The sequence below is a fragment of the Streptomyces sp. NBRC 110035 genome (assembly GCF_000829695.1).
In the GTDB taxonomy this organism is placed as follows: Bacteria; Actinomycetota; Actinomycetes; order Streptomycetales; family Streptomycetaceae; genus Streptomyces.
In genome coordinates this window covers 46,947-69,046 of the sequence record NZ_BBNN01000021.1, presented here as the reverse complement: position 1 = coordinate 69,046, position 22,100 = coordinate 46,947, and the positions used below count along the sequence as shown (strand labels likewise).

The following is a 22,100-nucleotide window of genomic DNA, read 5'->3' as shown; positions in this document are numbered from 1 at the left end:
CGTGCGGCCGCCTGTTGGCGTCCGTCGGTCCGCTGCTCCGCGGCAGCCCGCCGCCCCGGCCGAAGCAGGTGCTTTGATGACGGGGTGCTGGGGCGCCGTCCCTGGCCGCGTGGGGCGTGCGGCGCCGACCGCCCGGAGCGCCTGCCCGTGCGGGAGCCGGCCGCACGGAGGAGGGGGACGCGCCGAACCCGGCGCGTCCCCCTCCTCCGTTCCCGTGCGGTGTTCGGGGATCAGCCCCCGGCGACGCCCAGTTTCTCCAGGATCAGCTCCTTGACGCGGGCCGCGTCCGCCTGGCCGCGGGTGGCCTTCATGACCGCGCCGACCAGCGCGCCGGCCGCCGCCACCTTGCCGCCGCGGATCTTGTCCGCGACGCCCGGGTTGCCGGCGATGGCCTCCTCCACGGCCGCGGTGAGCGCGCCGTCGTCGGAGACGACCCTCAGGCCGCGCTTCTCGACGACCTCGTCCGGCGTGCCCTCACCGGCGAGGACGCCCTCGATGACCTGACGGGCCAGCTTGTCGTTCAGGTCGCCGGAGGTCACCAGTGCGGTGACGCGGGCGACCTGCTCCGGCGTGATCGCCAGCTCGTCGAGCGCCTTGCCCGACTCGTTGGCGCTGCGGGCGAGCTCGCCCATCCACCACTTGCGGGCGGAGGCCGCGTCCGCGCCGGCGTCGATCGTGGCGACGATCAGGTCCAGCGCACCGGCGTTGAGGATCGCCTGCATGTCGGTGCCGGAGATCCCCCACTCCTCACGGAGCCGGCTGCGGCGCACCAGCGGCAGCTCGGGCAGCCCGGCGCGCAGTTCCTCGACCCACTCGCGGGACGGGGCGACGGGGACCAGGTCGGGCTCCGGGAAGTACCGGTAGTCCTCCGCCTCCTCCTTCACGCGGCCGGAGGTCGTCGACCCCGTGTCCTCGTGGAAGTGCCGGGTCTCCTGGATGATCGTCCCGCCGTCGTTCAGCACGGCGGCGTGCCGCTGGATCTCGAAGCGGGCCGCGCGCTCCACGGAACGCAGCGAGTTGACGTTCTTCGTCTCCGAGCGGGTGCCGAACTTCTCCCGGCCGTGCGGGCGCAGCGACAGGTTGACGTCGCAGCGCATCTGGCCCATCTCCATCCGGGCCTCGGAGACGCCGAGCGCCCGGATGAGCTCGCGCAGCTCACGGACGTAGGCGCGGGCGACCTCGGGGGCGCGCTCGCCCGCTCCCTCGATCGGCTTGGTGACGATCTCGATCAGCGGGATGCCGGCCCGGTTGTAGTCGAGCAGGGAGTGGGACGCGCCGTGGATACGGCCGGTGGCGCCGCCGACGTGCGTCGACTTGCCGGTGTCCTCCTCCATGTGGGCGCGTTCGATGTCCACGCGGAAGGTCTCGCCGTCCTCCAGCTGCACGTCGAGGTAGCCGTTGAAGGCGATCGGCTCGTCGTACTGGGAGGTCTGGAAGTTCTTCGGCATGTCCGGATAGAAGTAGTTCTTCCGGGCGAAGCGGCACCACTCTGCGATCTCGCAGTTCAGCGCGAGACCGATCTTGACGGCGGACTCGACCCCGGTCGCGTTGACGACCGGGAGCGCGCCCGGCATGCCGAGGCAGGTGGGGCAGGTCTGGGTGTTCGGGTCGGCGCCGAGCGTGGTCGAGCAGCCGCAGAACATCTTGGTCCTGGTGCCGAGTTCGACATGGACCTCGAGGCCCATGACGGGGTCGTACGACGCCAGCGCGTCCTCGTACGACACCAGGTCGGTCGTGGTGGTCACGGTGTAACTTCCCTCTCAGCCCAGCAGGACGTCGTCGTCGCCCAGCCGCTTCAGCTCGCGGTACAGGATGGCGAGGCCGGTGACGATCGCGGCGGCGGACACGGTGGCGTCGATCAGGACCAGGGTGTCCTTCTCGTGCCGCGCCTTCTTGACGCGCTTGGCGACACCGATCGCGCTGAACGCGGTACCGGCCATGGCCAGATACGTGCCGGACCTGGACTTCTTGAAACCCTTGGCCTTGGTCAGTGCACTCACAGCGACGGAGCCTCCTCGATCAGCGGGTGGCCCCACTTTTCCACGAAGGCGGCCTCGACGGCTGCACCCACCTTGTAGAGGCGGTCGTCCTTCATGACCGGGGCGATGATCTGCAGTCCGACCGGCAGGTCGTCCTCGGGCGCGAGGCCGCAGGGCAGCGACATGGCCGCGTTGCCCGCCAGGTTGGTCGGGATGGTGCACAGGTCGGCGAGGTACATCGCCATCGGGTCGTCGGCGCGCTCGCCGATCGCGAAGGCGGTGGTGGGTGTCGTCGGGGAGACGATCACGTCGACCTGTTCGAACGCCGTGTCGAAGTCCTGCTTGATCAGCGTGCGGACCTTCTGGGCGCTGCCGTAGTACGCGTCGTAGTAGCCGGAGCTGAGCGCGTAGGTGCCGAGCATGATGCGGCGCTTGACCTCGGGGCCGAAGCCGGCCTCGCGGGTCAGCGAGGTGACCTCCTCGGCGGAGTGCGTGCCGTCGTCGCCGGTCCGCAGGCCGTAGCGCAGGCCGTCGAAGCGGGCCAGGTTGGAGGAGCACTCGGACGGCGCGATCAGGTAGTACGCCGACAGCGCGAGGTCGAAGGACGGGCAGTCCAGCTCGACGATCTCGGCGCCGAGGTCCTTCAGCAGGGCGACGGTCTCGTCGAACCGCTGGATGACGCCGGCCTGGTAGCCCTCGCCGCGGAACTGCCGGACGACACCGACGCGCATGCCGGCGACCGAGCCGTTGCGGGCGGCCTCGACGACCGGCGGGACCGGGGCGTCGATGGAGGTGGAGTCGAGCGGGTCGTGCCCGGCGATGACCTCGTGCAGCAGGGCCGTGTCCAGGACCGTGCGGGCGCAGGGGCCGCCCTGGTCGAGGGAGGAGGAGAACGCCACCATGCCGTAGCGGGAGACCGCGCCGTAGGTCGGCTTCACGCCGACCGTGCCGGTGACGGAGGCCGGCTGGCGGATGGAGCCGCCGGTGTCGGTGCCGATGGCGAGGGGGGCCTGGAAGGAGGCGAGCGCGGCGCTCGACCCGCCGCCGGAGCCGCCGGGGATCTTGGTGAGGTCCCAGGGGTTGCCGGTCGGTCCGTAGGCGCTGTTCTCGGTCGAGGACCCCATGGCGAACTCGTCCATGTTGGTCTTGCCGAGGATGACGACGTCGGCGGCCTTGAGCCGCTTGGTGAGCGTCGCGTCGTACGGCGGGATCCAGCCCTCGAGGAGCTTGGAGCCGACGGTGGTCGGGATGCCCTCGGTGGTGAAGATGTCCTTGAGCGCGAGGGGGACGCCGGCCAGCGGGCCGAGCTTCTCGCCCCTGGCGCGTTTCTCGTCGACGGCGCGGGCCTGGGCGAGGGCGCCCTCGCGGTCGACGTGCAGGAAGGCGTGCACCTTCTCGTCGACGGCCTCGATCCGGGCCAGGTGTGCCTCGGTGACCTGGACGGCGGTGAGGTCGCCGGAGGCGATCCGCGCGGCGGTCTCGGCGGCCGTGAGCCTGATGATGTCCGTCATGGGATTCAGTCCTCCCCCAGGATCTGCGGCACCTTGAAACGCTGCTGCTCCTGGGCCGGGGCGCCGGAGAGCGCCTGCGCGGGGGTGAGCGAGGGACGGACCTCGTCCGGGCGCATGACGTTCGTCAGCGGGAGCGGGTGCGAGGTCGGCGGTACGTCTTGGTCGGCGACCTCGCTGACGCGGGCCACCGCGCCGATGATGTCGTCGAGCTGGCCTGCGAAGTGGTCGAGCTCTTCGGGCTTCAGCTCCAGACGCGCCAGCCGGGCGAGGTGGGCGACCTCCTCGCGCGTGATGCCAGGCATGCAGCGTTCCTCTGGGGTGAGTGTGCGGTTCGGGCTAGGGCCTGCCGTCGTGTCCCGGGCGGCCGGGCGTGGCGCGGCAGGCGGGAAGGTGACGACTGGCCCCAATCCTATGGGTCGCCGCCCCGTACCCGTGAAACGGTTTCCCCGCGCCTTCCGAAAGCGGTGCCGCCGCCCGGCGCCCGGATCCACGGCATGGCCGGTGCCGGGCCGACGGCCGGCTCCGTCCCGGGGCCGGTTTCGGGGCCGGTTTCGGGGTCGGCGCCCGGGCCCACGACGGACCCGGTGTCAGACCGGGCGGCCGGAGTCGTCGGCGGCTGCCGCGGGGAGGGCGGCGGCCGGGCGCTGCCAGCCGCGGGAGCCGCGGGCGAGGAGCCAGGCCGTGGTTTCGTCGGGTGGCATCGCGGCCGCGACCAGCCAGCCCTGGACGGCGTCGCAGCCGAGGTCGCGCAGGCGTTCCCAGGTCTCGTCGTCCTCGACGCCCTCGGCGACGACGAGCAGCCCGAGCGAGTGGGCGAGGTCGACGGTGCAGCGCACGATCTCGGCGTCCTCGGTGTCGACGGCCAGCCGGGCCACGAACGAGCGGTCGATCTTCAGCTCGCTGACGGGCAGCCGCCGCAGGTGCACGAGGGAGGAGTAGCCGGTGCCGAAGTCGTCGAGGGACATCTTCACGCCGTGCCCGGTCAGTCCGCTGAGGGTGTCGGCGGCGCGCTGCGGGTCCTCCAGGAGGACGTTCTCGGTGATCTCCAGTTGGAGGGATCCCGCCGGGACCCCGTGCCGGGCCAGCCGCGCCGCGACGGAGCCGGCGAAGCCGGGGCTGTGGACGTCGCGCGGGGAGACGTTGACCGCGACCGGCACGAACAGACCCCGGGCACGCCAGCGGGCGACCTGCCCGAGGGCGGTCTCCAGCACGTAGTCGGTGAGCTGCGGCATCAGGCCGGAGGACTCGGCGATGGCTATGAACTCGTCCGGCGGCACCCTGCCGCGCTCCGGGTGCACCCAGCGGACCAGGGCCTCCAGGCCCGCGACCTGTCCGTCGAAGCGGACCTTGGGCTGGTAGTGGAGCTGGACCTCGTGCGCCTCCAGGGACCGGCGCAGGTCGCCCAGGAGTCCGAGCCGGTCGGGGGTGTTGGAGTCCCGCTTGGACTCGTAGACCTCGACGCCCGTGCGGTCCCGTTTGGCCTGGTACATCGCCACGTCCGCGCGCCGCAGCAGGCCCTCGGCGTCGAGGGCGTGGTCGGGGAAGACGGCGACGCCCGCGCTGGCCTCCAGCACGAGGGTGAGGCCGTCGAGGTCGAGCGGCGAGCTGAGGGCGGACACCAGGCCGCGGGCGACCCGGGTCGCCGACGTGATGGAGTCGGCGACCGGCAGTAAGACGGCGAACTCGTCGCCACCGAGCCGCGCGGCCTCCGCCCCGCGCGGCAGGGCCAGCCGCAGCCGGTCGGCGATCTGCAGCAGCAGCCGGTCACCCGCGAGGTGACCGAGCGTGTCGTTGACCGATCGGAACCGGTCGAGGTCGATCAGCATGAGGGTGGTGCGGGCGTCGGCGCGCTCGGCGTCGTCCAGCGCGGTCCAGATGCGCTCGAGGAGCCACTGGCGGTTGGGCAGTCCGGTCAGCGGGTCGCGCAGCTGCTCCTCCGCGCGGGCCCCGGCCATCCACAGCATGGAGTCGAGCGCGATCAGCGGGATGGCGAACAGCGGCAGGACGATCGGCCGGGCGTCGGCGACCACGCAGATCAGCGGTGCTATGCCGAGCAGCGCCACCGCGACCAGGCCCTGTCTGACCAGGGCGGTACGGGCGACCGTGGGCAGTCCGCCCCGCGGGACGTGCAGGTACCAGTAGAGGGTGCGGGTGACCACGAGATACGCGGCGGCGACGAGCACCACCTCGAAGGCGGTGTGCAGTCCCCAGGTGTCGGGGGTCGCGGGGGACTCGACGGACGGCACGGACCCGAGCAGGGCCAGCACCAGCGCGCCGGCGCCGATGCCGAGCAGGTCGACCGCGCCGTGCAGGATGCTCTGCCGCCAGCGGCCCCGCCGGGCCATGCCGACCAGCACGACCACGGTGAGGCTGACCATGCCGGCCGGGACCCAGCCGTGGAGCAGCAGCACGGCGAGGGTGACGGCGGCGCCCGAGCCGGTGCCGCCCCACCAGCGGGAGCGGCCCAGCATCACCAGGTGGCCGACGACGATCCCGGTCAGTACGGCCAGGGACCAGCCGACGCGGCCGGACGGGAAGAGCGCGTGACCGCCGGTGAACGCCCCGAGGACGCCGGCGCCGAGCACGAACACGGCGGCCGAGACGACCGCGGTGGGCAACGCGGGCCAGAACAGGTGCCGTTGCGTGTGCGCTTCGGACAACCCGGGGCCGTCCGCGGACAGTCCGGGGGCGAGCGGGGGCGCTCCGGGGCCCCGCCCGGTGCCCGGCTGCCCGGCCGCCGGCTGCCCCGCGGCGCGCTGTCCGGTGCCGCGCCCCCCGGGGCGCGCGTCCGCGGTGCGCGTCGCGGGGCGTCCCGGCGCGCCCACAGGCCCCGCGGGCCGCCCCGTCCCACGTCCGCGCCGCCGTACGGCCGTCATGCGGCGCAGGCCCAGGCGCAGCCGTGAACCCGGGTAGGCGCTCTCGGTGGGTTCCATTCCCGTCCCTCTCACAGCCGGCGGTGCCCCCGCCACACGGCCCGATGCCTGACAACCCCCGGCGACTCCGTGATAGAAAGCCCTTCCACGGTGTCGTCACGAACACGGGGATGCCCCGGCCGCAGCTGGGCACGGCGGGCGCACCTGCCAACAGTAGGCCGCGGAAGACTTCCCGGGGCACCGGTCACCGACGGTTGCCCGAATGCGCACCAGTCACCCGTATCCATCTGGTATGCACCGATCGGGTGGCCTTTCCCCCGCTGTTTCCTCACTGCTTCCCCGCTGCTCTCCGGCCGCTCCCCCACTACTCCGCCGGCTGTTCCGCGGACTGCTCCTCGACGGGCAGCGCCGCGTCGGCCGCCGCCTGTGGCCCTTCGTCGAGCAGGACGGTGAAGCCGTCCTCGTTCAGGACCGGCACCTTGAGCTGCATCGCCTTGTCGTACTTCGACCCCGGATTGTCGCCGACGACGACGAAGGACGTCTTCTTCGAGACCGAACCGGTCACCTTCGCCCCCCGGGTCTGCAGCGCCTCCTTCGCGCCGTCCCGGGTGAAGCGCTCCAGGGTGCCGGTCACCACGACCGTCAGCCCTTCGAGCGGACGCGGGCCCTCGTCCTCGCCGGCCCCCTCGTCCTCCATGCGGACACCGGCCGCCCGCCACTTGCGGATGATCTCGCGGTGCCACTCCTCGGCGAACCACTGCTTGACGGAGGCGGCGATGATGCCGCCGACGCCCTCGGTGGCGGCCAGTTCCTCCTCGGTGGCCTGCTCGATCCGTTCGATGGACCGGAACTCCCGGGCCAGCGCCTCCGACGCGACCGGGCCGACGTGCCGGATCGACAGGCCGGTGAGGACCCGGGCGAGCGGGCGCTCCTTGGCCGCCGCGATGTTCGCCAGCATCGCGACCGCGTTCTTGCGCGGTTCGCCCTCCTGGTTGGCGAAGACGGTGGCCGTCTTCTCCTCTCCCGTCCTCGGGTCCCGCTTGGGCAGGCCGCTGTCCTGGTCGAGGACGTACGCCCTGATGGGCAGCAGTTGCCCGACGGTGAGGTCGAACAGGTCGCCCTCGTCCTTCAGCGGCGGGTCGGCGGGCTCGAGGGGCCCGGTGAGCGCCGCGGCGGCGACATAGCCGAAGTGCTCGATGTCCAGCGCCTTGCGGCCCGCGAGGTAGAACAGGCGTTCCCGCAACTGGGCCGGGCAGGCACGGGCGTTGGGGCAGCGCAGGTCGACGTCGCCCTCCTTCATCGGCCGCAGCGGCGTACCGCACTCCGGGCACTCGGCCGGCATCACGAAGGCGCGCTCACTGCCGTCCCGCAGGTCGGCGACCGGACCGAGGATCTCCGGGATGACGTCACCCGCCTTGCGCAGCACCACCGTGTCCCCGATGAGAACGCCCTTGGCCTTGACCACGTCCTGGTTGTGCAGCGTGGCGAACTCCACCTCGGATCCGGCCACGGTGACCGGCTCGACCTGCGCGTACGGCGTGACCCTGCCGGTACGGCCCACGCCCACCCGGATGTTGACCAGTGTGGTGTTGACCTCCTCGGGCGCGTACTTGTACGCGATGGCCCAGCGCGGCGCGCGCGAGGTGGAGCCGAGACGGCCCTGGAGCGGGATCTCGTCGAGCTTGATCACCGCGCCGTCGATCTCGTGCGCCACGGAGTGCCGGTTCTCGCCGTAGTGCGCGATGAACTCCCGTACGCCGGCGAGGCCGTCGACCACGCGGTTGTGCGCGGAGGTGGGCAGGCCCCAGGTCTTCAGCAGGCCGTACGCCTCGGAGAGGCGGGCGAAGCCCTCGAAGCCCTCCAGGGCGCCGATGCCGTGGACGACCATGTGCAGCGGGCGGGTGGCGGTGACGCGCGGGTCCTTCTGGCGCAGCGAACCGGCCGCCGCGTTGCGCGGGTTGGCGAAGGGCTTGTCACCGGCCTCCACCAGACGGGCGTTGAGGCCCTGGAACTCCTCCATCGGGAAGAAGACCTCGCCGCGGATCTCCACGAGGTCGGGCACCTCGTCGCCCTTCAGGCGGTCCGGGATCTCGGTGATCGTCCGCACGTTGGGCGTGATGTCCTCGCCGGTGCGGCCGTCACCGCGGGTCGCCGCGCGGACCAGGCGCCCGTGCTCGTAGGTGAGGTTCACCGCGAGACCGTCGACCTTGAGCTCGCACAGGAAGTGGAACTTCTGCTCGCCCAGCTCCCGGTGGATGCGCTCGGCCCAGGCGGCGAGGTCGTCGTCGTTGAAGGTGTTGTCGAGGGAGAACATGCGGGAGCGGTGCCGGACGGACGTGAACTCCGTCGCGTACGCCCCGGCGACCTTCTGGGTCGGGGAGTCGGGGGTGCGCAGCTCGGGGTACCGCTCCTCCAGCGCCTCCAGTTCGCGCAGCAGCCGGTCGAACGCGGCGTCGCTGACGACGGGCGCGTCGTTCACGTAGTACCGGAAGCGGTGCTCCTCGATCTGCTCGGCGAGCCGGGCGTGCTGCTCCCGCGCCTCGGCCGGCACGCTCGTCGTCTCCGCCTGCTGGTCACCCGCCACCGTGGGTCCTTCCGTCACTCTGGGTTGTCCGCGAGGGATCTCGCCGCCCGGACGCAGTGCGCGTAGGCGGTGCGCGCGTACTCCGGGGACGCCCCCGCGAGTCCGCACGCCGGGGTGACCGTGACCGCCTCCGCGAGAAGGCCCGGTCGCAGCCCCAGCCTGCGCCACAGCGTTCTGACCCCCATGACGCTACCGGCAGGGTCCGACAACGGGCCGTCCGTGCCCGGCAGGACACCGGTGAACAGCCGGGTGCCGCTCTCGACCGCCTCCCCGATCGTGTCGTCGTCACGTTCGGTGAGAAGCGAGAAGTCGAAGGAGACCGCCTGCGCGCCCGCCCGCCGCAGCAGGGCGAACGGCACGTCGGGCGCGCACGAGTGGACCACGACCGGGCCGCCGCCGTGCACCGCGAACACGTCCCTCAGTGCGGACTCGACGAGCTGCCGGTCCACCGCGCGGTGGGTGCGGTAGCCGCTGGCGCTGCGTACCCGGCCGCGCAGGACGTCGGTGAGGGAGGGCTCGTCGAGCTGGAGGACGAGCCGCGCGCCGGGCACCCGCCGGCCCACCTCGGCGAGGTGCAGGCGCAGTCCTTCGGTGAGCGAGGCGGCCAGGTCCCGGCAGGCGCCGGGGTCGGAGAGGGCGGCCTCGCCGTTGCGCAGCTCCAGGTGGGCGGCGAGCGTCCAGGGGCCGACGGCCTGCACCTTCAGCGGCCCCTCGTACCCCTGGGTATACTCCTCCAGCGCGTCGAGGTCCTCGCCGAGCCAGGAGCGGGCCCGCCCGGTGTCGCGTCCGGGCCGGTCCCCGAGCCGCCAGCCACTGGGCTCCACGCGCGCGTACAGCTCGACGAGCATCCCGGCGGTCCGTCCGATCATGTCCGCGCCGGGTCCCCGGGCGGGCAGTTCGGGCAGGAAGGGGAAGTCCTCGAAGCTTCCGGTGACGGTCTTGGCGGCCTCGCGGGCGTCTCCGCCCGGCATGGACCCGACCCCGGTCGCGGCCCCGAACCTGAACTGACTGTTATCGCTCACCGGAGAAGCGTACGGAACGGGTGGCGGGGCCGGTGTCCCGGCCGGGCCGCGGGAGCGCGCCGGCGGCCCGGACGGTTTCGCCCCCGGCCGCAGGGCGGGCGGCCGGCATGCCCCCCGACGGCCCCCAAACCCCACGGCCCCCCTACACCCCACGGGACACACACCCTGCGGCCCGCACACCCCACGGGACACACCCCCCCCCACGGGACACACCCCCCACGGCCCCCAAACCCCACGGGACACACCCCGCGGGACACACCCCCGACGGCCCGCACACCCCACGGGACACACCCCCTGCGGGACGGCGTCCCCGAAGCGCCCGGCCGTGCGCCCGTGGGTCAGCGCCCGGTCCCCGGCCCCGGCCGCACGGTCAGGTCGTTGACCTCCGCGTCCCTCGGCAGGTCGAGGGCCATGAGGACGGTCGTGGCGACCGACTCGGGGTCGATCCACCTGCCGGCGTCGTAGTCCTTGCTCTCCTGCTGGTGGACCTTGGCCTGCATGGGGCCGGCGGTGCGGCCCGGGTAGACCGAGGTGACGCGGACGCCGCCCGCGTGCTCCTCCTCGCGCAAGGAGTCGGCGAGAGCCTTCAGTCCGTGCTTGGAGGCCGCGTAGGCACCCCACTGGGCGCGGGCGTTCAGGCCGGCACCGGAGTTGACGAAGACCACGTGTCCGCGGCTCGCGCGCAGCTGGGGCAGGAAGTGCCGGGTGAGTTCGGCGGGGGCGAGGAGGTTGACGTCGAGCTGGTGCCGCCAGGTCTTCGGCGTCAGCTCGCCGACCTCACCGAGGTCGACGACACCGGCGATGTGCAGCAGGGAGTCCACCCGGTCCGGGAGGGACTGGTGGGAGAGGGCCCAGCTGAGCCTGTCGGGGTCGGCCAGGTCGCCGACGAGGGTCCGCGCGCCGGGGAAGTCGGCCGCCAGTTCCTTCGCGCGTCCCGCCGACCGCGCGTGCAGGACGAGGTCGTCGCCGCGCGCGTGCAGCCGGCGGGCGACGGCCGCGCCGATGCCGGAACCGGCTCCGGTGATCACATGTGTAGGCATGCCCGCCATGCTCGCACCATCGCGCGGTCAGGGCCTGGCCCGGGTTCTCCCGTGGAGGAAGGAGCGGCGTCCGGTGCGTGCTCCCGGTGTGCGGGACGGCCTCCGTCGTGGCGGAGTCACGTCGGAGGCCGTCCGGTGCGGCGGGCGTGCGTGCCGGGCGTCGCGACCCGCGGGAGGGCCGGGGCCAGGCCCTGGGTGCCCTGGCTCTCCTCCAGGCAGGCGAGTGCCCCGACGGGCTCCTCGGCGAAGAACACCAGGTCGGTGAGGGCGCGGGGCAGGAAGCCCTCGTCCTCCATCCGCCGGAACTGCGCCTTGAGTCCGTCGTAGAAGCCCGCGGTGTTCAGCAGGACCACGGGCTTGTCCGTGTGCCCGTGTTTCTTCAGTTCCAGGATCTCGGTGGCCTCGTCGAGCGTGCCGGTACCGCCCACCATGATCACCACCGCGTCGGCCTTCTCCAGGAGCAGCCGCTTGCGCTCCGCCAGGTCGGGGGCGATCACCATCTCGTCGCCGCCCCGGCGTGCCTTCGCCGCCAGGAACTCCACGGAGACGCCGAGGAGCCGGCCTCCCGCCTCCTGCACGCCGTCGGCGACGACCTTCATCAGACCGACGTCGGAGCCGCCCCACACCAGGGTGTGGCCGCCCTTGCCGAGCAGCTGCGCGAACTCCCGCGCGGGGCGCGTGCAGCACTCGTCGAGATCGGCGGCGGGGAGGAAGACACAGATGTTCACCGGCCCGGGGTACGGACCCGTCCGGCGCGAGAGGGAAGAATGCGGGTCCGCCGGACGCTGCACCGTCCGGTGTCCGGGCCGGCGGGCGTTCGACCTGCCCCGCCGGCCCGGATGCCCCCGACCCGGCTGACCGAGGAGTGTGGACCATGACCGTAGGACACCGCATCACCGTCGAGCGGAGCGAGCGGCACGTGCGTGTGGTGCACGGCGGGGAGGTTCTGGCCGAGAGCGGCCAGGCGCTGGTGCTGCGCGAGACGGGCCTGCCCGCGCGGTACTACATCCCGCCCGAGGACGTACGGCTCGACCTGCTGACCCCGTCCGACACCCGCACCCACTGCCCCTTCAAGGGCACCGCGTCCTACTGGTCACGGCCGGACACGGCCGACCTCGTGTGGGCGTACCCGGACCCGAAGCCGGACGTCGCCGGCATCAAGGACCACCTGTGTTTCTACGAGGTGGAAGTCCGATGATCGGATAGAAGGGTTGCGATCGTCGGACGCGCGGCCCGCCTCACCGACGATCGGGCCGCGGTGCGGCAGTCTGCGGAGACATGGACAAGAACATCGTTTCGCGTGACGGCACCCGTATCGCCCACGAGAGCGCCGGCCGGGGTTCCGTGGTCGTCCTCGTCAGCGGCGCGATGTCGACGGGCGCCACGGTGGCGCCGCTGGCCGCGCCGCTCTCGGAGCGGTTCCGGGTCGTCGTGTACGACCGCCGGGGCCGCGGCGCGAGCGGGGACACGGCCCCGTACGCGGTGGAACGCGAGGTCGAGGACCTGGCGGCGCTGATCGAGGCGGTGGGCGGACAGGCGTCGCTGTACGGCGTCTCCTCGGGCGGCGCGCTGGCGCTGCGCGCGGCGGCGAGCGGTCTGCCGGTACGGCACGTCGCCGTGTACGAGACGCCGTACGCGATGTCCGAGGAGGATCTGAGGGAACGCGCGCGGTACACCGAGCGCCTGACGGAGGCACTGGGTGAGGGGCGCCGCGGGGACGCGGTGGAACTCTTCCTCCGCCTCACCGGACTGAGCGAGGCGGTGATCGAGAGCGCCCACCAGTCCCCCCTGTGGGCCGGGATGGAGTCGATCGCGCCGAGCCTCGCCCACGACGACGCGGTCATGGGCGACGGCGGCGTCCCGGTGAAACTGCTGGCGTCGGTCCCCGTGCCGGTGCTGTCCATCGCGGGCGACGCGAGCCCGGCCTGGATGCGCGAGGCCGCCCGGACCATCGCGGACACCGTCCCCCACGGCACCTGCCGCACCCTGGCGGGCCAGACCCACATGGTGGAACCGGACGTACTGGCGCCGGTGCTGGCGGAGTTCTTCGCCCGCTGAGGCCCCGGAGGCACGGGCCCGCGCCGTGACGGCCTGCCGTCAGGTCATCGCACCGCGCCCCTCCGCAGGCCCGGTCCCTGCTCAGCGAGACGGCGCTCGCACTCGTCGGCGTCCGGCAGGGCTCCGGTCCGCTCCCGCGGTGCGGCGCCGGACCCACGGGTTGTGCTCGTCGAGACGGGTGCCGCGGCGTGGAGCCCCACGGCGCGGACGCGCTCACGGGGCTCCACGGCACCTGGGAAGACGAAAGGTCGCGGGATCAGCGGTGGGTGCGGAAGCTCGGCCCGAAGCGGTGGAAGGCCCCTTCCTGCTTCCACTGCGCGGCGGCCTCCGGGCTGGCCTCCAGCGGGTTCCGGCAGTCCGCGCCGATGGTGTCCCGTGGAGTGGTGCAGCGGATCACGTTCCGCTGGGAGGCGCTGCCACCGATGGCCGGTGCGCCGGTGTCCGAGGGGCGGGAGATACAAGATCGGCTACACCAAACCGCGGGACGTGGCCGAGACCGCTCCGCGCCACAGTCGCGGCTCCTCCTGCGCGAACCGCCGTTCGCGCACGTCGGCGTCGGGCAGCGCGAGCCGGACGGCCCCTCGGAAAGCCGCTCCGTGGCCGGGGTGCTTGAGGTGGCAGAGCTCATGGATCAGGACGAGGTCCACCAGGGCGACCGGTAGCTGTATCACAGCCCAGTGCACGGTGATCGCGCCCTCGGTGGAGCAGGCACCCCAGCGACGGCCGAGGTCCCGCACCTCGATGCCGGCCGGATCACGCACTCCGGCCAGTGAGGCCAGCGGCGGCAGCCGGGCAGCGAGCCAGCGCTCCCCGCGGCTGCCGTACCACTCCACAAGGGGCCCGGCATCGGCGGCGGCCGACCGCGATCGGGGCAGCTCCAGCCATCCCTGTCGCAGTCGTACGTGACGGCCGGCGCCGTCGGGAGTGAGCTTGAGCCGGTACCGGCGGCCCAGGTAGGCGAAGCCCTCGCCGCCGATCAGGTCCCTGACCGGTTCGGCCGCCCACAGGTCCTGACGGCGGCGGACCTCGGCGGCCAGGCGCGGCATGCGGCCACGCACCGCGTCGGCGATCTCCTGGGGATCCGCGTCTGCGGGAATCGCGAAGAGCACCCGGCCGTCCTCGGCGATCTCGATGCCGAGGGTGCGTCGCCGTGGCCGCACGACGACATCCCACCGCCACCCCCCGGGCACGGGGAGATCGGCGATGGCCTGTTCGACGACGGTGCTCACCCGCTCTTCCTACCATCCGGCAACGGCCTCACCCCGCCCGGCGGCCGGCGGCGGTCACCGGGTCAGGTGTCCCCGCCGTCCGCCTCGTCGCGCGGCCGGTATCCGAGGAAGCACTCGTGCCTCTCCACGGCCAGCTCCGTCAGATGGCTCGCGAGGTCGCCGATGTCGTCCCAGTCCATGGCGAGCCAGGTCTCCAGGTGCTCGCGGAGTTCGTTGCGCATGCGGTTGCGGGCGGCGATCTGCGTGTGTACCTGTGGCCGCCGGACGAGCACCGACATCTCCAGGGTGAGGCCGCGGGCCGCCCGGATCAGATCGGTGCCCGGCGGCCACGGTTCCCGTACGGCGTCTTCGGCGTGCTGCCGGAGCAGTCCGAGGACCAGCCGTTCGGTCCGGGAGTCGAGGCCGTCGTCGTTCTCCGGCTCCCGCTCCGCCGCGGCCACGTCCCCGACCAGACGCGCCAGGTCGGCCGCGGCCTGCTCGAAGTCGTCCCGCATCCGCGCGACGATCTCCTCGAGCCGGAGACTGAACCGCTGGTAGCCCGCCCGGTCGCCGCCGATCCTCGCGGTGATGCGCAGCTTCAGCGAGCCCGTCATGTACGAGCACCGCGCCCGGGGGTCGGCGTTCGCGTCGACCCGTTCCATGAACTCCGGGTCGGTGAGTTCGACGGGTGGGATCCGCTGCCGGATCCCGGTGGTCTCGAGGTGCTGCGAGATGAGCCGGCGCACCTTGGCCCCGTAGCGGCGCGGGCTGAACCGTTCGCGGCCGTCGAGGTAGCGGCGTCTGGCCATGTACTGGAGTGTGCCGAGCTGGCCGGCCAGCTCCCGGTACCTCAGGGCCTCCGGGTCCGGCAGGACCGCGTTGAGCGCGGTCAGGAAGTCGCGGACGCGTTCGTCGAACTCCCCCCGCAGCAACGGATCGCCGAGGCGTTGGCCGAGGAAGTCCTCCCACTGCGACGCGTCGCCGGGGTCGGTGACGTTCTGCCGGGCCAGGAAGCGGGTGACCTTGGCCCCGAGGTCTTCCAGGAGGGCCCTGGCGGCGGCGTCGGACCGCAGCAGCAGTCCGTCCCGGTCGGGGCCGCGGCCGTCGGGCTGCGGTCCCTCGTAGTCCGGCTGGAGGTGGTCCACGGAGACGTTCCGGTAGCCGAGGACGTGCCGCAGGTGCTCCTGGTCGTAGGAGGCGAGCGAGCGGGCCAGTTCGGGACCGATGCCGACGTAGTCGACGACCTGGCCCCACGTCTTGGCCGGGTAGGGCCGGTTGGTGCGGGCCACGGCCTGCAGCAGTCCCGCGCCGGACAGCTTGCAGTCCAGGTAGAGGACCTGCTCGACGGGCGCGTCGAAGCCGGTGAGCAGCATCGACTGGACCACCAGGAAGGCCATGGTCTCCGGCTGCGCGCCGCCCTCCGTGTCCGGCGGCGCGGGCGGTCCGCTGTCCGCGGGCAGGTCGAGATCGACGTTCCACACCTGGCCACCGCTCGCCGGGGTGCCGACGCCGGACGGCTGCGACCCGTGCGTCCTGACGTTCCATGCCGGGTCGGCCGTGATGTCGCGCGGCGGCAGCCCTTTCTTGAAGCGTGCGATGTGCGCGTCCTGGTGGCTCTTGGTGATCCACGGCCGCCACGCCTGCGGATCGCTGCCGCCCTGGCCCGCCGGGGAGATGACGACGGCCGCGTCGAGCGTTCTCAGTACCTCGCGGTCCGGCAGGAGCACGAGGAGCGCCCGCTCCTCGTCGTCGGCTTCGAGCGCGGCCATGGGGTCGGCGATCAGGGCCGGGTCGAGCGCGTCCAGGCGGGCGACCAGCCGGTCGCGGGCGGCGAGCAGCGCGCTGCGGTAGCGGACGGCGGCCAGCCGGGAGACGGTGGCGATCTGCGCCCCGAAGCGGTCGGGCAGCGCGGTGCGGGCCCAGTGGCCGAGCATGTGCTCGGCCTTGGCCTCGATCACCGAAGGGGCTTCCAGGATCTCCTTGCGGCGGCCGAACGTACGCAGCACCTTCGCCCGCAGCTCCGGATCGGACGGCACCTTCTCGTCGAACCGGGCGTCGAGGGCGGCCTGTTCGACGACATCGAGCGGTACGGCGTACGCCTCGTAGCGGACGGGCACGACGGACCGGTCGAGCTCGGCGTCGCGCAGGGTGTACGTGTCGGCGTACGGGCCGAAGATCTCCTCGCTGCGTCTGCGGTTGCTGCTGATCACCGGGGTGCCGGTGAAGCCGACGAAGGCGGCGCGCGGCAGCATGGCCCGCCAGCGGGCGTGCTGCCACTTGTCGTTGCCCCGGTGGGCCTCGTCGATCAGGACGACGACGTGGTGGTGGGGGTTGGCCACCCGGTTCTGTACGTGTCCCGCGTCCTCGCCACCGTCCTCGTCATCGTCGTCGGGAACGGCGTCGGGCAGTGACTCCTCCCGGCCGTCGTACGCCGTGTCGTCGCGCTGCGCCTTCTGCAGGGTGACGAGGACGACGTCCCCGACGTCCACCTCCAGGTACTTCCTGGCCCGCTTGACGCTCGGCGCCCGGTGCACCTTCTCCTCGGTGGCGGCGAGGCTCGTCCGGATCTGCTTCTCCAGGTCGAGGCGGTCGGTGACCACGACCACCTTGTGCGACTTCAGAGCGGGACGGCTGCGCAGGTGCCGGACCAGGAACGCCATGGTCAGGCTCTTGCCGGAGCCCTGGGTGTGCCAGACGACACCGCCCCGGTGGCTGACGGCGACGCCGGCCGCCGCCTTCCGGTCCCGCTCCTCCAGTTTCCGCGTGAGCGCCTTCACCGCCTTGAACTGCTGGTGGCGGCCGACCAGTTTGACCGTGCGGTGACCGCTGCCGAGCCGGGTGGTGAAGTCCCGTACCAGATCGAGGAGATGGGCAGGGCGCAGCATCCCGGCGACCAGGATCTCCTGGTCGGTGAGGGCTGCCGACGCGGACTTGCGCACCTCCTCGCGCACGCGGTCCTCGCTCACGGGCGCGACCGTGCGCCAGGGGGCGAAGTGCCGGGGTTCGGCGGTGACCGTGCCGGTCTCGGCGTGGTCGCGGTCGGTGCCGACCAGGACCTGCGCGAAGCGGACGAACTCGGGCACTGCGGCCGGGGAGTTGACGCCCGCGTACCGAAGGACCTGGTCGACGGCGTCGTCCAGGGCGGCCCGCACGTCTCCCCGAGGGCCGGACACCACGGGCGCCTTGCACTCGATCACCACCCACGGCAGCCCGTTGACGAACAGCACGAGGTCGGGCGTGACGGGAGCGGCGTCCTTGCGCTCGACCCGGAACTGGGAGACGACGAGCAGGTCGTTGCCGCCGCCGGGCGTGTCCGGCCGCTCCCCGAACTCGCCGTCCCAGTCGACGAGCCGTACGTGTTCGGGGTCGCCCTTCGTCCAGCCCGGCAGGGTGCGGGCGTTGCGGCCCTTGCGCAGGAGGTCGGTCACCTCCAGGTTCCCGGCCACACCGCGTTCCTTCGGGCCCTGCCCCGGCGCGGTGCCCCGGACCAGGGCGAGGAGGTGGTCGAGCTGCGCGTCACTCAGCCAGGGTTTCCCGTCCGACGGCCTCGGGTTGATCCTGGCCACGGCGGCCCTGAACCGGTCCGCGTACACGACGGCCTCGAAGCTCGTACGGTCCGAGGCGCCCGGCGCGGTGGCGGGTCCGGCGGTCGGTCCGCCCCGGAGATGGGTCCAGCCCATCTCCGTCAGCTGCTCGGTCAGCGGCCGCTCGGTCCTGACGTACTCCGGCTGCTCCCCCACGCGCCTGCCCTCCCCGGCCACCGGCCCCGCTCCCCGCCCTCCGGTACAGGACAGGAGATCGAAACTCTATCGGCGGCCGGGAGGCGTGGCGCGGGGTGCGCGCGGATCAGGCCGCGAGCACGGGTGAGGGTGGCCGGAAATCATCCCCGAGGGCGAGTTCGAACCAGATGGTCTTGCCGCCCGGCCCGCCGTTCGGCCCGTCGACGGACCCGCAGCCGCCCCACCGGTCGGCGAGACTCTCGATGATCGGCAGCCCGCGTCCGGAGGGAGCGGCGGGATCGGGCATCGCCGCGCCCGGCGCGAACGGAGGCAGATCCGGACTCGCGTCCCACACGCTCACGCGCAGCGCGGGGCACAGCCACTGCATCCGGACGATGACCGGGCCCTTGGTGTGCCGCACCGAGTTGGTGGCGAGCTCGCAGGTCAACAGCTCGGCCCGGTCGGCGAGTTCACCGATCCCGTGCGCGTGGAGCACGGCACGGAGGGTGCCCCGGACGATCCGGGGGCCGCGTGGGTCGCAGGGGAAGTGGATCTCGTACACCCAGGGGGCGGTGAACGGGATCGGGGCGGGGTGGTCGCCGTAGCCGACGTCGTGGTTGACGCCGTAACTGACGGGGCGGGTCAATTCGTTGCTCGGTTCAGTGCTCTGTTCGTTGCTGCTCACGAGGGTCTGCCTCCGTGGTGCGGAACGGGTTCTTTGGGGCGCCGGTCGCGAACTGCCGTACGGCGGTGGCAATGCCGGGGTCCTGCCTTCCGGAGGACAGGGGGCCGGTGCGCTTCCGCTGAGCGGCGGCTCAGCTGATAGCAGTTCACCAAGAGTGGCGCCGAAAGTACAACGGGTGAGACCATTACCACTCCAACGAGTTGAATTGCTGGAATCGATAGACGGGCTACACCTCCGTCGGCACACTGACCGCGAACTCAGGGAGGCCAGATGGCACCACGACCGACGCCGTCCGTCCGGCAGCGCCGGTTCGGTCGAGAACTGCGCCGGCTACGCGAGGCCGCAGGAATGTCCGCCCCGCGAGCGGCCGAACTGCTTGGTACAGACCGGACCACCATCTCCAACGTGGAGGCAGGGCGATTCGGCATCAGCGAGCCTCGACTCCGCCGCCTGGCCAGCATCTACGAATGCGACAACTCCAGTCTCGTCGACGCCCTCGCCGCCATGACCGGCGGGCGTACACGTGGCTGGTGGGACGAGTACCGCGGCAAGATCCCGCCAGACTTTCTCGACGTGTCCGAACTGGAGCACCATGCCTCCAGCCTGCGCACACTCCAGATGGCGCACATCCCTGGCGTGTTTCAGACCGAGGAGCACGCGCGTGCGCTGTTCGACTTGTACGTTCCCGCACTGCCACGCCTGGAGGTGGAACTGCGCGTAGCACACCGCCTGTCACGCCACCGTGTGGTCGAGGAAAGGGCCGTCCCCTACACGGGACTGATCCATGAAGCCGCGCTCCGGTTCCGGATCGGCGGACGCCAGACAGCCAAAGCCCAGCTCAACTGGCTTCTGGCCGAAAGCGAGCGCCCCAACGTAACGCTGCTCGTCATCCCGCTGGCCACAGAGGGGTTTCCGATGGCCGGGGACACCATGATGTACGTGTCGGCCTCCGACTCCCACCTCGACACCGTCGAGGTGGACTCCCCCACCGGCGCGGTGTTCTTCGACAGCCCCACCCAACTGGCCAACTCCCGACGGCGACTGGACTTGGTCGAACAGGTGGCGTTGAATCCGAAGGAGTCGAGGGACCGGATCCTCGAAATCGTCGGAGAACTCTAGAAGGTGCCATGCTGCCCGAACTGAGATGGACCAAGTCCTCCTACTCCGAGGCGGCCGGAAACGCGTGCGTCGAGATCGCCACGTCACGGGACGGGATCGCCGTGCGGGACAGCAAACGCCCGGCGACCGCGTTCGTCACGGGCCGGGCGTCATTCGGTGCGCTGATAGGAAGCCTCAGGTCCGGTTCGCTCGGGACCGGCCACTGAGCAGGTCTTCGACCACGCCCTGCTGGATCGTGCGGAGCTTGACGATCTGATGTCGCGCTGTTCGGACAGCGGCGGGACTCCGATGTCCAGCGCGCTGAGTCGGTTCGTGTCCAGGCGCCCCGTGCCATGGCCGGTCTCCTCGACCAAACTCAAGATCGTCGGCGTCAGTACCCGCATGGCATGCACCATGTAGCACGGATCGATGCCGCCGACACGGTCGTCGACCTCGTCGGGACCATCGGCCGCCGCGTCCTGACCGACCTCATGCCCGACCGACGCATCCGCACCCGGCCCCGCGTCGTCAAACGCGCGATCTCCAAGTACAACGCCAAAGGCACAATCGACCGGACCACCTACAAGGCCACCATCAGCATCGACATCCTGACCGCGCCAGGACCTTGACATGCAGCCCAGCCGCCTATCTACACGGCATTGGTACTAAATCCGGGACGCACTTGTGGCACAACTCCTGGGACGGTCCTGACCTGGGCAGTGTCGATCGACGTCGACACCGTCGGACGGCGTCCCAGTTCCAAGGAAGTGGGACGGCTTGGCCGGCCGCCTACATAGTCGCCTGTTTTTCGGCGGAAGCTACGGCGACTCCCGGTGGGCGAAGCTACCGCTGTCCGAACGAGACCGCTGTCCGCTGAGGGTCCGCGCCCAGGGCTCGTCGACGTCGGCCAGGCCGAGGATCAGCGTGACGTTTTCGAGCATACCGGCGCCGAACCAGTGCCGGACCGCAGCGTCGTCGTGGTTCAGGAGCTCACTGACGAGTTCGACCTGCCTGGCATAGCACGTGCACAACGCCTCAGCCACGAGCGGCTCATCGGCTGCGCAACTGGCCTGCATGAGGAACCGCATGACGTCCCGGTCCTCGATCAGGGTGCTGTAGGCGGACCGGATCGCACGCATCACCGCCTCCGGCTGCCGGTGCGGCCCGGCCTCATCGGCGCCGGCTTCGGCGCCGGCTTCGGCGCCGGCTTCGGCGCCGGCTTCGGCGCCGGTCAGAGCATCCGAGATCAGCTCGGACACGTGGAGGATGGCGCCGGCGAACAACGCCTCCTTGCTGGCGAACAGGCGGTAGACGTAGGGCTGAGAGATTTCGGCCCGTTCGGCGATCTCACCAGTGGTCGTGCCGTAGTAACCCTTGCGCGCAAAGCAGGCCACGGCAGCGTCCAGCACGACTCGACGGCGTTGATCGCTCTTCACTCTGGAGCCAGGGGCGGGCATGTCGCCCAGTCTCTCACTGCGGAGTGGGACAGGGTGCGACGGGGCAAGACGGGTGGGTGACCCGTCCCACCCCGCTGAACCAGGATCAACGCTCCGAGGGCCACGACACGTCCTGGCCGCTGGCCGCCTCGTCGGGGGTCATGGCCTCGATGACCACGAGAGGATTCCAGTAGTCGACGAACTGCTCGACCAGGCCCGCCTCGTCGAGGCGGATCACCGTGATGACTGTCTGCTCGTACGGCTTGCCGGTGCTGAGGGCGATTCCCTCCGAGCGGTATTCGGCGACCGCGGTCCGGGGGTTGGCCGTTTCGATGAACTTCACGTCGACGAACTTCACGTCGAAGGTCTGCGGGAAGCCGCGCATGTGGGCGATCAGCGCCTCGCGTCCCTGCACCTGGGTGGGCACACCGGCGGGGGCGAAGGGGAACTCGACCGTGCCGTCCGCGGCGTACAGCTCGATCCACTCGTCGATCCGGCCGGACGACACCAGCCGAAGGTGCTCTGCCAGGGCGTGCTGTGCGGGGGTGAGCTCGCGGGTCGGGTTGGCGCTCATGAATACTCCTTTGTTAGTGATTGAACAATAACAAATATAACAGGGGGACCTCCGAGGAGCAAGGGCGAGGGCCGTCACGGCCCAGCCAGGACAGACGTCGGTAGTCCGACTCGGGTGTGGGAGGTGCAGCGCAGGAGCGGCACCGTTTGGATGACGGCTGCGTCCCGTGAAGTCACCACACGTCCGCGCACGACCTCGGGCGTACTGCTCTCGCGGCCCATCCCATGGGCGTCGATCACGACTCGGACCTGGTAGGACTTTGCCAGCTGCGGGGACTCTGGTGCGCAATTACGGAGAGTGGCGCCGGCCCGTC

General features: G+C 71.8%; 19 protein-coding genes and 1 pseudogene. 5 read left to right on the top strand and 15 right to left on the bottom strand.

Annotated features, from left to right (window positions below):
* Positions 1-230: 230 nt before the first annotated feature.
* From gatB to TU30_RS10970, 9 genes and pseudogenes are all read right to left on the bottom strand, one after another.
* Complete coding sequence (gatB, locus tag TU30_RS11010) at positions 231-1,745, bottom strand: Asp-tRNA(Asn)/Glu-tRNA(Gln) amidotransferase subunit GatB (protein ID WP_042167921.1); 1,515 nt, start codon at positions 1,743-1,745, stop codon at positions 231-233.
* A gap of 15 nt (positions 1,746-1,760) precedes the next feature.
* Positions 1,761-2,000 (bottom strand): hypothetical protein, encoded by a 240-nt coding sequence (locus TU30_RS11005; protein ID WP_042167919.1) that lies wholly within the window; start codon positions 1,998-2,000, stop codon positions 1,761-1,763.
* Entirely contained in the window at positions 1,997-3,490 is a 1,494-nt protein-coding gene (gene gatA / locus TU30_RS11000; RefSeq protein WP_042167916.1) for an Asp-tRNA(Asn)/Glu-tRNA(Gln) amidotransferase subunit GatA, read from the bottom strand. The genes TU30_RS11005 and gatA overlap by 4 nt, the downstream gene beginning before the upstream one ends.
* A 5-nt stretch (positions 3,491-3,495) precedes the next feature.
* On the bottom strand, positions 3,496-3,792 hold the full coding sequence (gene gatC, locus TU30_RS10995) for an Asp-tRNA(Asn)/Glu-tRNA(Gln) amidotransferase subunit GatC (RefSeq protein WP_042167914.1): 297 nt from the start codon (positions 3,790-3,792) through the stop codon (positions 3,496-3,498).
* A 285-nt stretch (positions 3,793-4,077) separates the two neighbouring features.
* Positions 4,078-6,423: a bifunctional diguanylate cyclase/phosphodiesterase gene (locus TU30_RS10990; RefSeq protein ID WP_042167911.1), complete on the bottom strand. Its 2,346-nt coding sequence runs from the start codon at positions 6,421-6,423 to the stop codon at positions 4,078-4,080.
* A 304-nt stretch (positions 6,424-6,727) separates the two neighbouring features.
* A complete protein-coding gene (gene ligA / locus TU30_RS10985; RefSeq protein WP_042167908.1) occupies positions 6,728-8,947 on the bottom strand; it encodes an NAD-dependent DNA ligase LigA in 2,220 nt (739 codons plus the stop codon).
* 14 nt (positions 8,948-8,961) lie between these two features.
* On the bottom strand, positions 8,962-9,969 hold the full coding sequence (locus TU30_RS10980; protein ID WP_078878224.1) for a methionine synthase: 1,008 nt from the start codon (positions 9,967-9,969) through the stop codon (positions 8,962-8,964).
* A gap of 338 nt (positions 9,970-10,307) precedes the next feature.
* The gene (locus tag TU30_RS10975; RefSeq protein ID WP_042167903.1) at positions 10,308-11,018 is read right to left on the bottom strand and encodes an SDR family oxidoreductase; all 711 of its coding nucleotides are present in this window, start codon (positions 11,016-11,018) and stop codon (positions 10,308-10,310) included.
* A 182-nt stretch (positions 11,019-11,200) separates the two neighbouring features.
* Positions 11,201-11,737, bottom strand: a pseudogene (locus tag TU30_RS10970) (TIGR00730 family Rossman fold protein); the annotation flags it as partial.
* A gap of 146 nt (positions 11,738-11,883) precedes the next feature.
* Here TU30_RS10970 and TU30_RS10965 point away from each other — a divergent pair.
* Complete coding sequence (locus TU30_RS10965) at positions 11,884-12,207, top strand: DUF427 domain-containing protein (RefSeq protein WP_042167901.1); 324 nt, start codon at positions 11,884-11,886, stop codon at positions 12,205-12,207.
* Between the two features lie 80 nt (positions 12,208-12,287).
* Positions 12,288-13,067, top strand: coding sequence for an alpha/beta fold hydrolase (locus TU30_RS10960; RefSeq protein ID WP_042167898.1), 780 nt, complete (start codon positions 12,288-12,290; stop codon positions 13,065-13,067).
* 256 nt (positions 13,068-13,323) lie between these two features.
* On the opposite strand, the gene TU30_RS35970 is transcribed toward TU30_RS10960, so the two are convergent.
* From TU30_RS35970 to TU30_RS10945, 4 genes are all read right to left on the bottom strand, one after another.
* Positions 13,324-13,464 (bottom strand): hypothetical protein, encoded by a 141-nt coding sequence (locus TU30_RS35970; RefSeq protein ID WP_158719310.1) that lies wholly within the window; start codon positions 13,462-13,464, stop codon positions 13,324-13,326.
* Between the two features lie 70 nt (positions 13,465-13,534).
* Positions 13,535-14,296, bottom strand: coding sequence for a M48 family metallopeptidase (locus TU30_RS10955; RefSeq protein ID WP_042167897.1), 762 nt, complete (start codon positions 14,294-14,296; stop codon positions 13,535-13,537).
* Between the two features lie 62 nt (positions 14,297-14,358).
* Entirely contained in the window at positions 14,359-18,015 is a 3,657-nt protein-coding gene (locus tag TU30_RS10950) for a type I restriction endonuclease subunit R (protein WP_042167895.1), read from the bottom strand.
* A 106-nt stretch (positions 18,016-18,121) separates the two neighbouring features.
* Positions 18,122-18,679 (bottom strand): ATP-binding protein, encoded by a 558-nt coding sequence (locus TU30_RS10945; RefSeq protein WP_234307834.1) that lies wholly within the window; start codon positions 18,677-18,679, stop codon positions 18,122-18,124.
* A 270-nt stretch (positions 18,680-18,949) separates the two neighbouring features.
* Here TU30_RS10945 and TU30_RS10940 point away from each other — a divergent pair, with 270 nt between their 5' ends.
* From TU30_RS10940 to TU30_RS10930, 3 genes are all read left to right on the top strand, one after another.
* The gene (locus TU30_RS10940) at positions 18,950-19,798 is read left to right on the top strand and encodes a helix-turn-helix transcriptional regulator (RefSeq protein ID WP_042167893.1); all 849 of its coding nucleotides are present in this window, start codon (positions 18,950-18,952) and stop codon (positions 19,796-19,798) included.
* An 8-nt stretch (positions 19,799-19,806) separates the two neighbouring features.
* On the top strand, positions 19,807-20,004 hold the full coding sequence (locus TU30_RS10935; RefSeq protein ID WP_042167891.1) for a DUF397 domain-containing protein: 198 nt from the start codon (positions 19,807-19,809) through the stop codon (positions 20,002-20,004).
* Between the two features lie 180 nt (positions 20,005-20,184).
* Positions 20,185-20,406, top strand: a complete 222-nt coding sequence (locus tag TU30_RS10930) for a hypothetical protein (protein WP_199816848.1) — start codon at positions 20,185-20,187, stop codon at positions 20,404-20,406.
* 189 nt (positions 20,407-20,595) lie between these two features.
* Here TU30_RS10930 and TU30_RS37980 read toward each other — a convergent pair whose 3' ends face one another.
* Both TU30_RS37980 and TU30_RS10920 read right to left on the bottom strand, forming a co-directional pair.
* Entirely contained in the window at positions 20,596-21,186 is a 591-nt protein-coding gene (locus tag TU30_RS37980) for a TetR/AcrR family transcriptional regulator (protein WP_078878223.1), read from the bottom strand.
* A 133-nt stretch (positions 21,187-21,319) separates the two neighbouring features.
* Positions 21,320-21,787: a nuclear transport factor 2 family protein gene (locus TU30_RS10920; RefSeq protein ID WP_042167882.1), complete on the bottom strand. Its 468-nt coding sequence runs from the start codon at positions 21,785-21,787 to the stop codon at positions 21,320-21,322.
* Between the last annotated feature and the right edge of the window lie 313 nt (positions 21,788-22,100).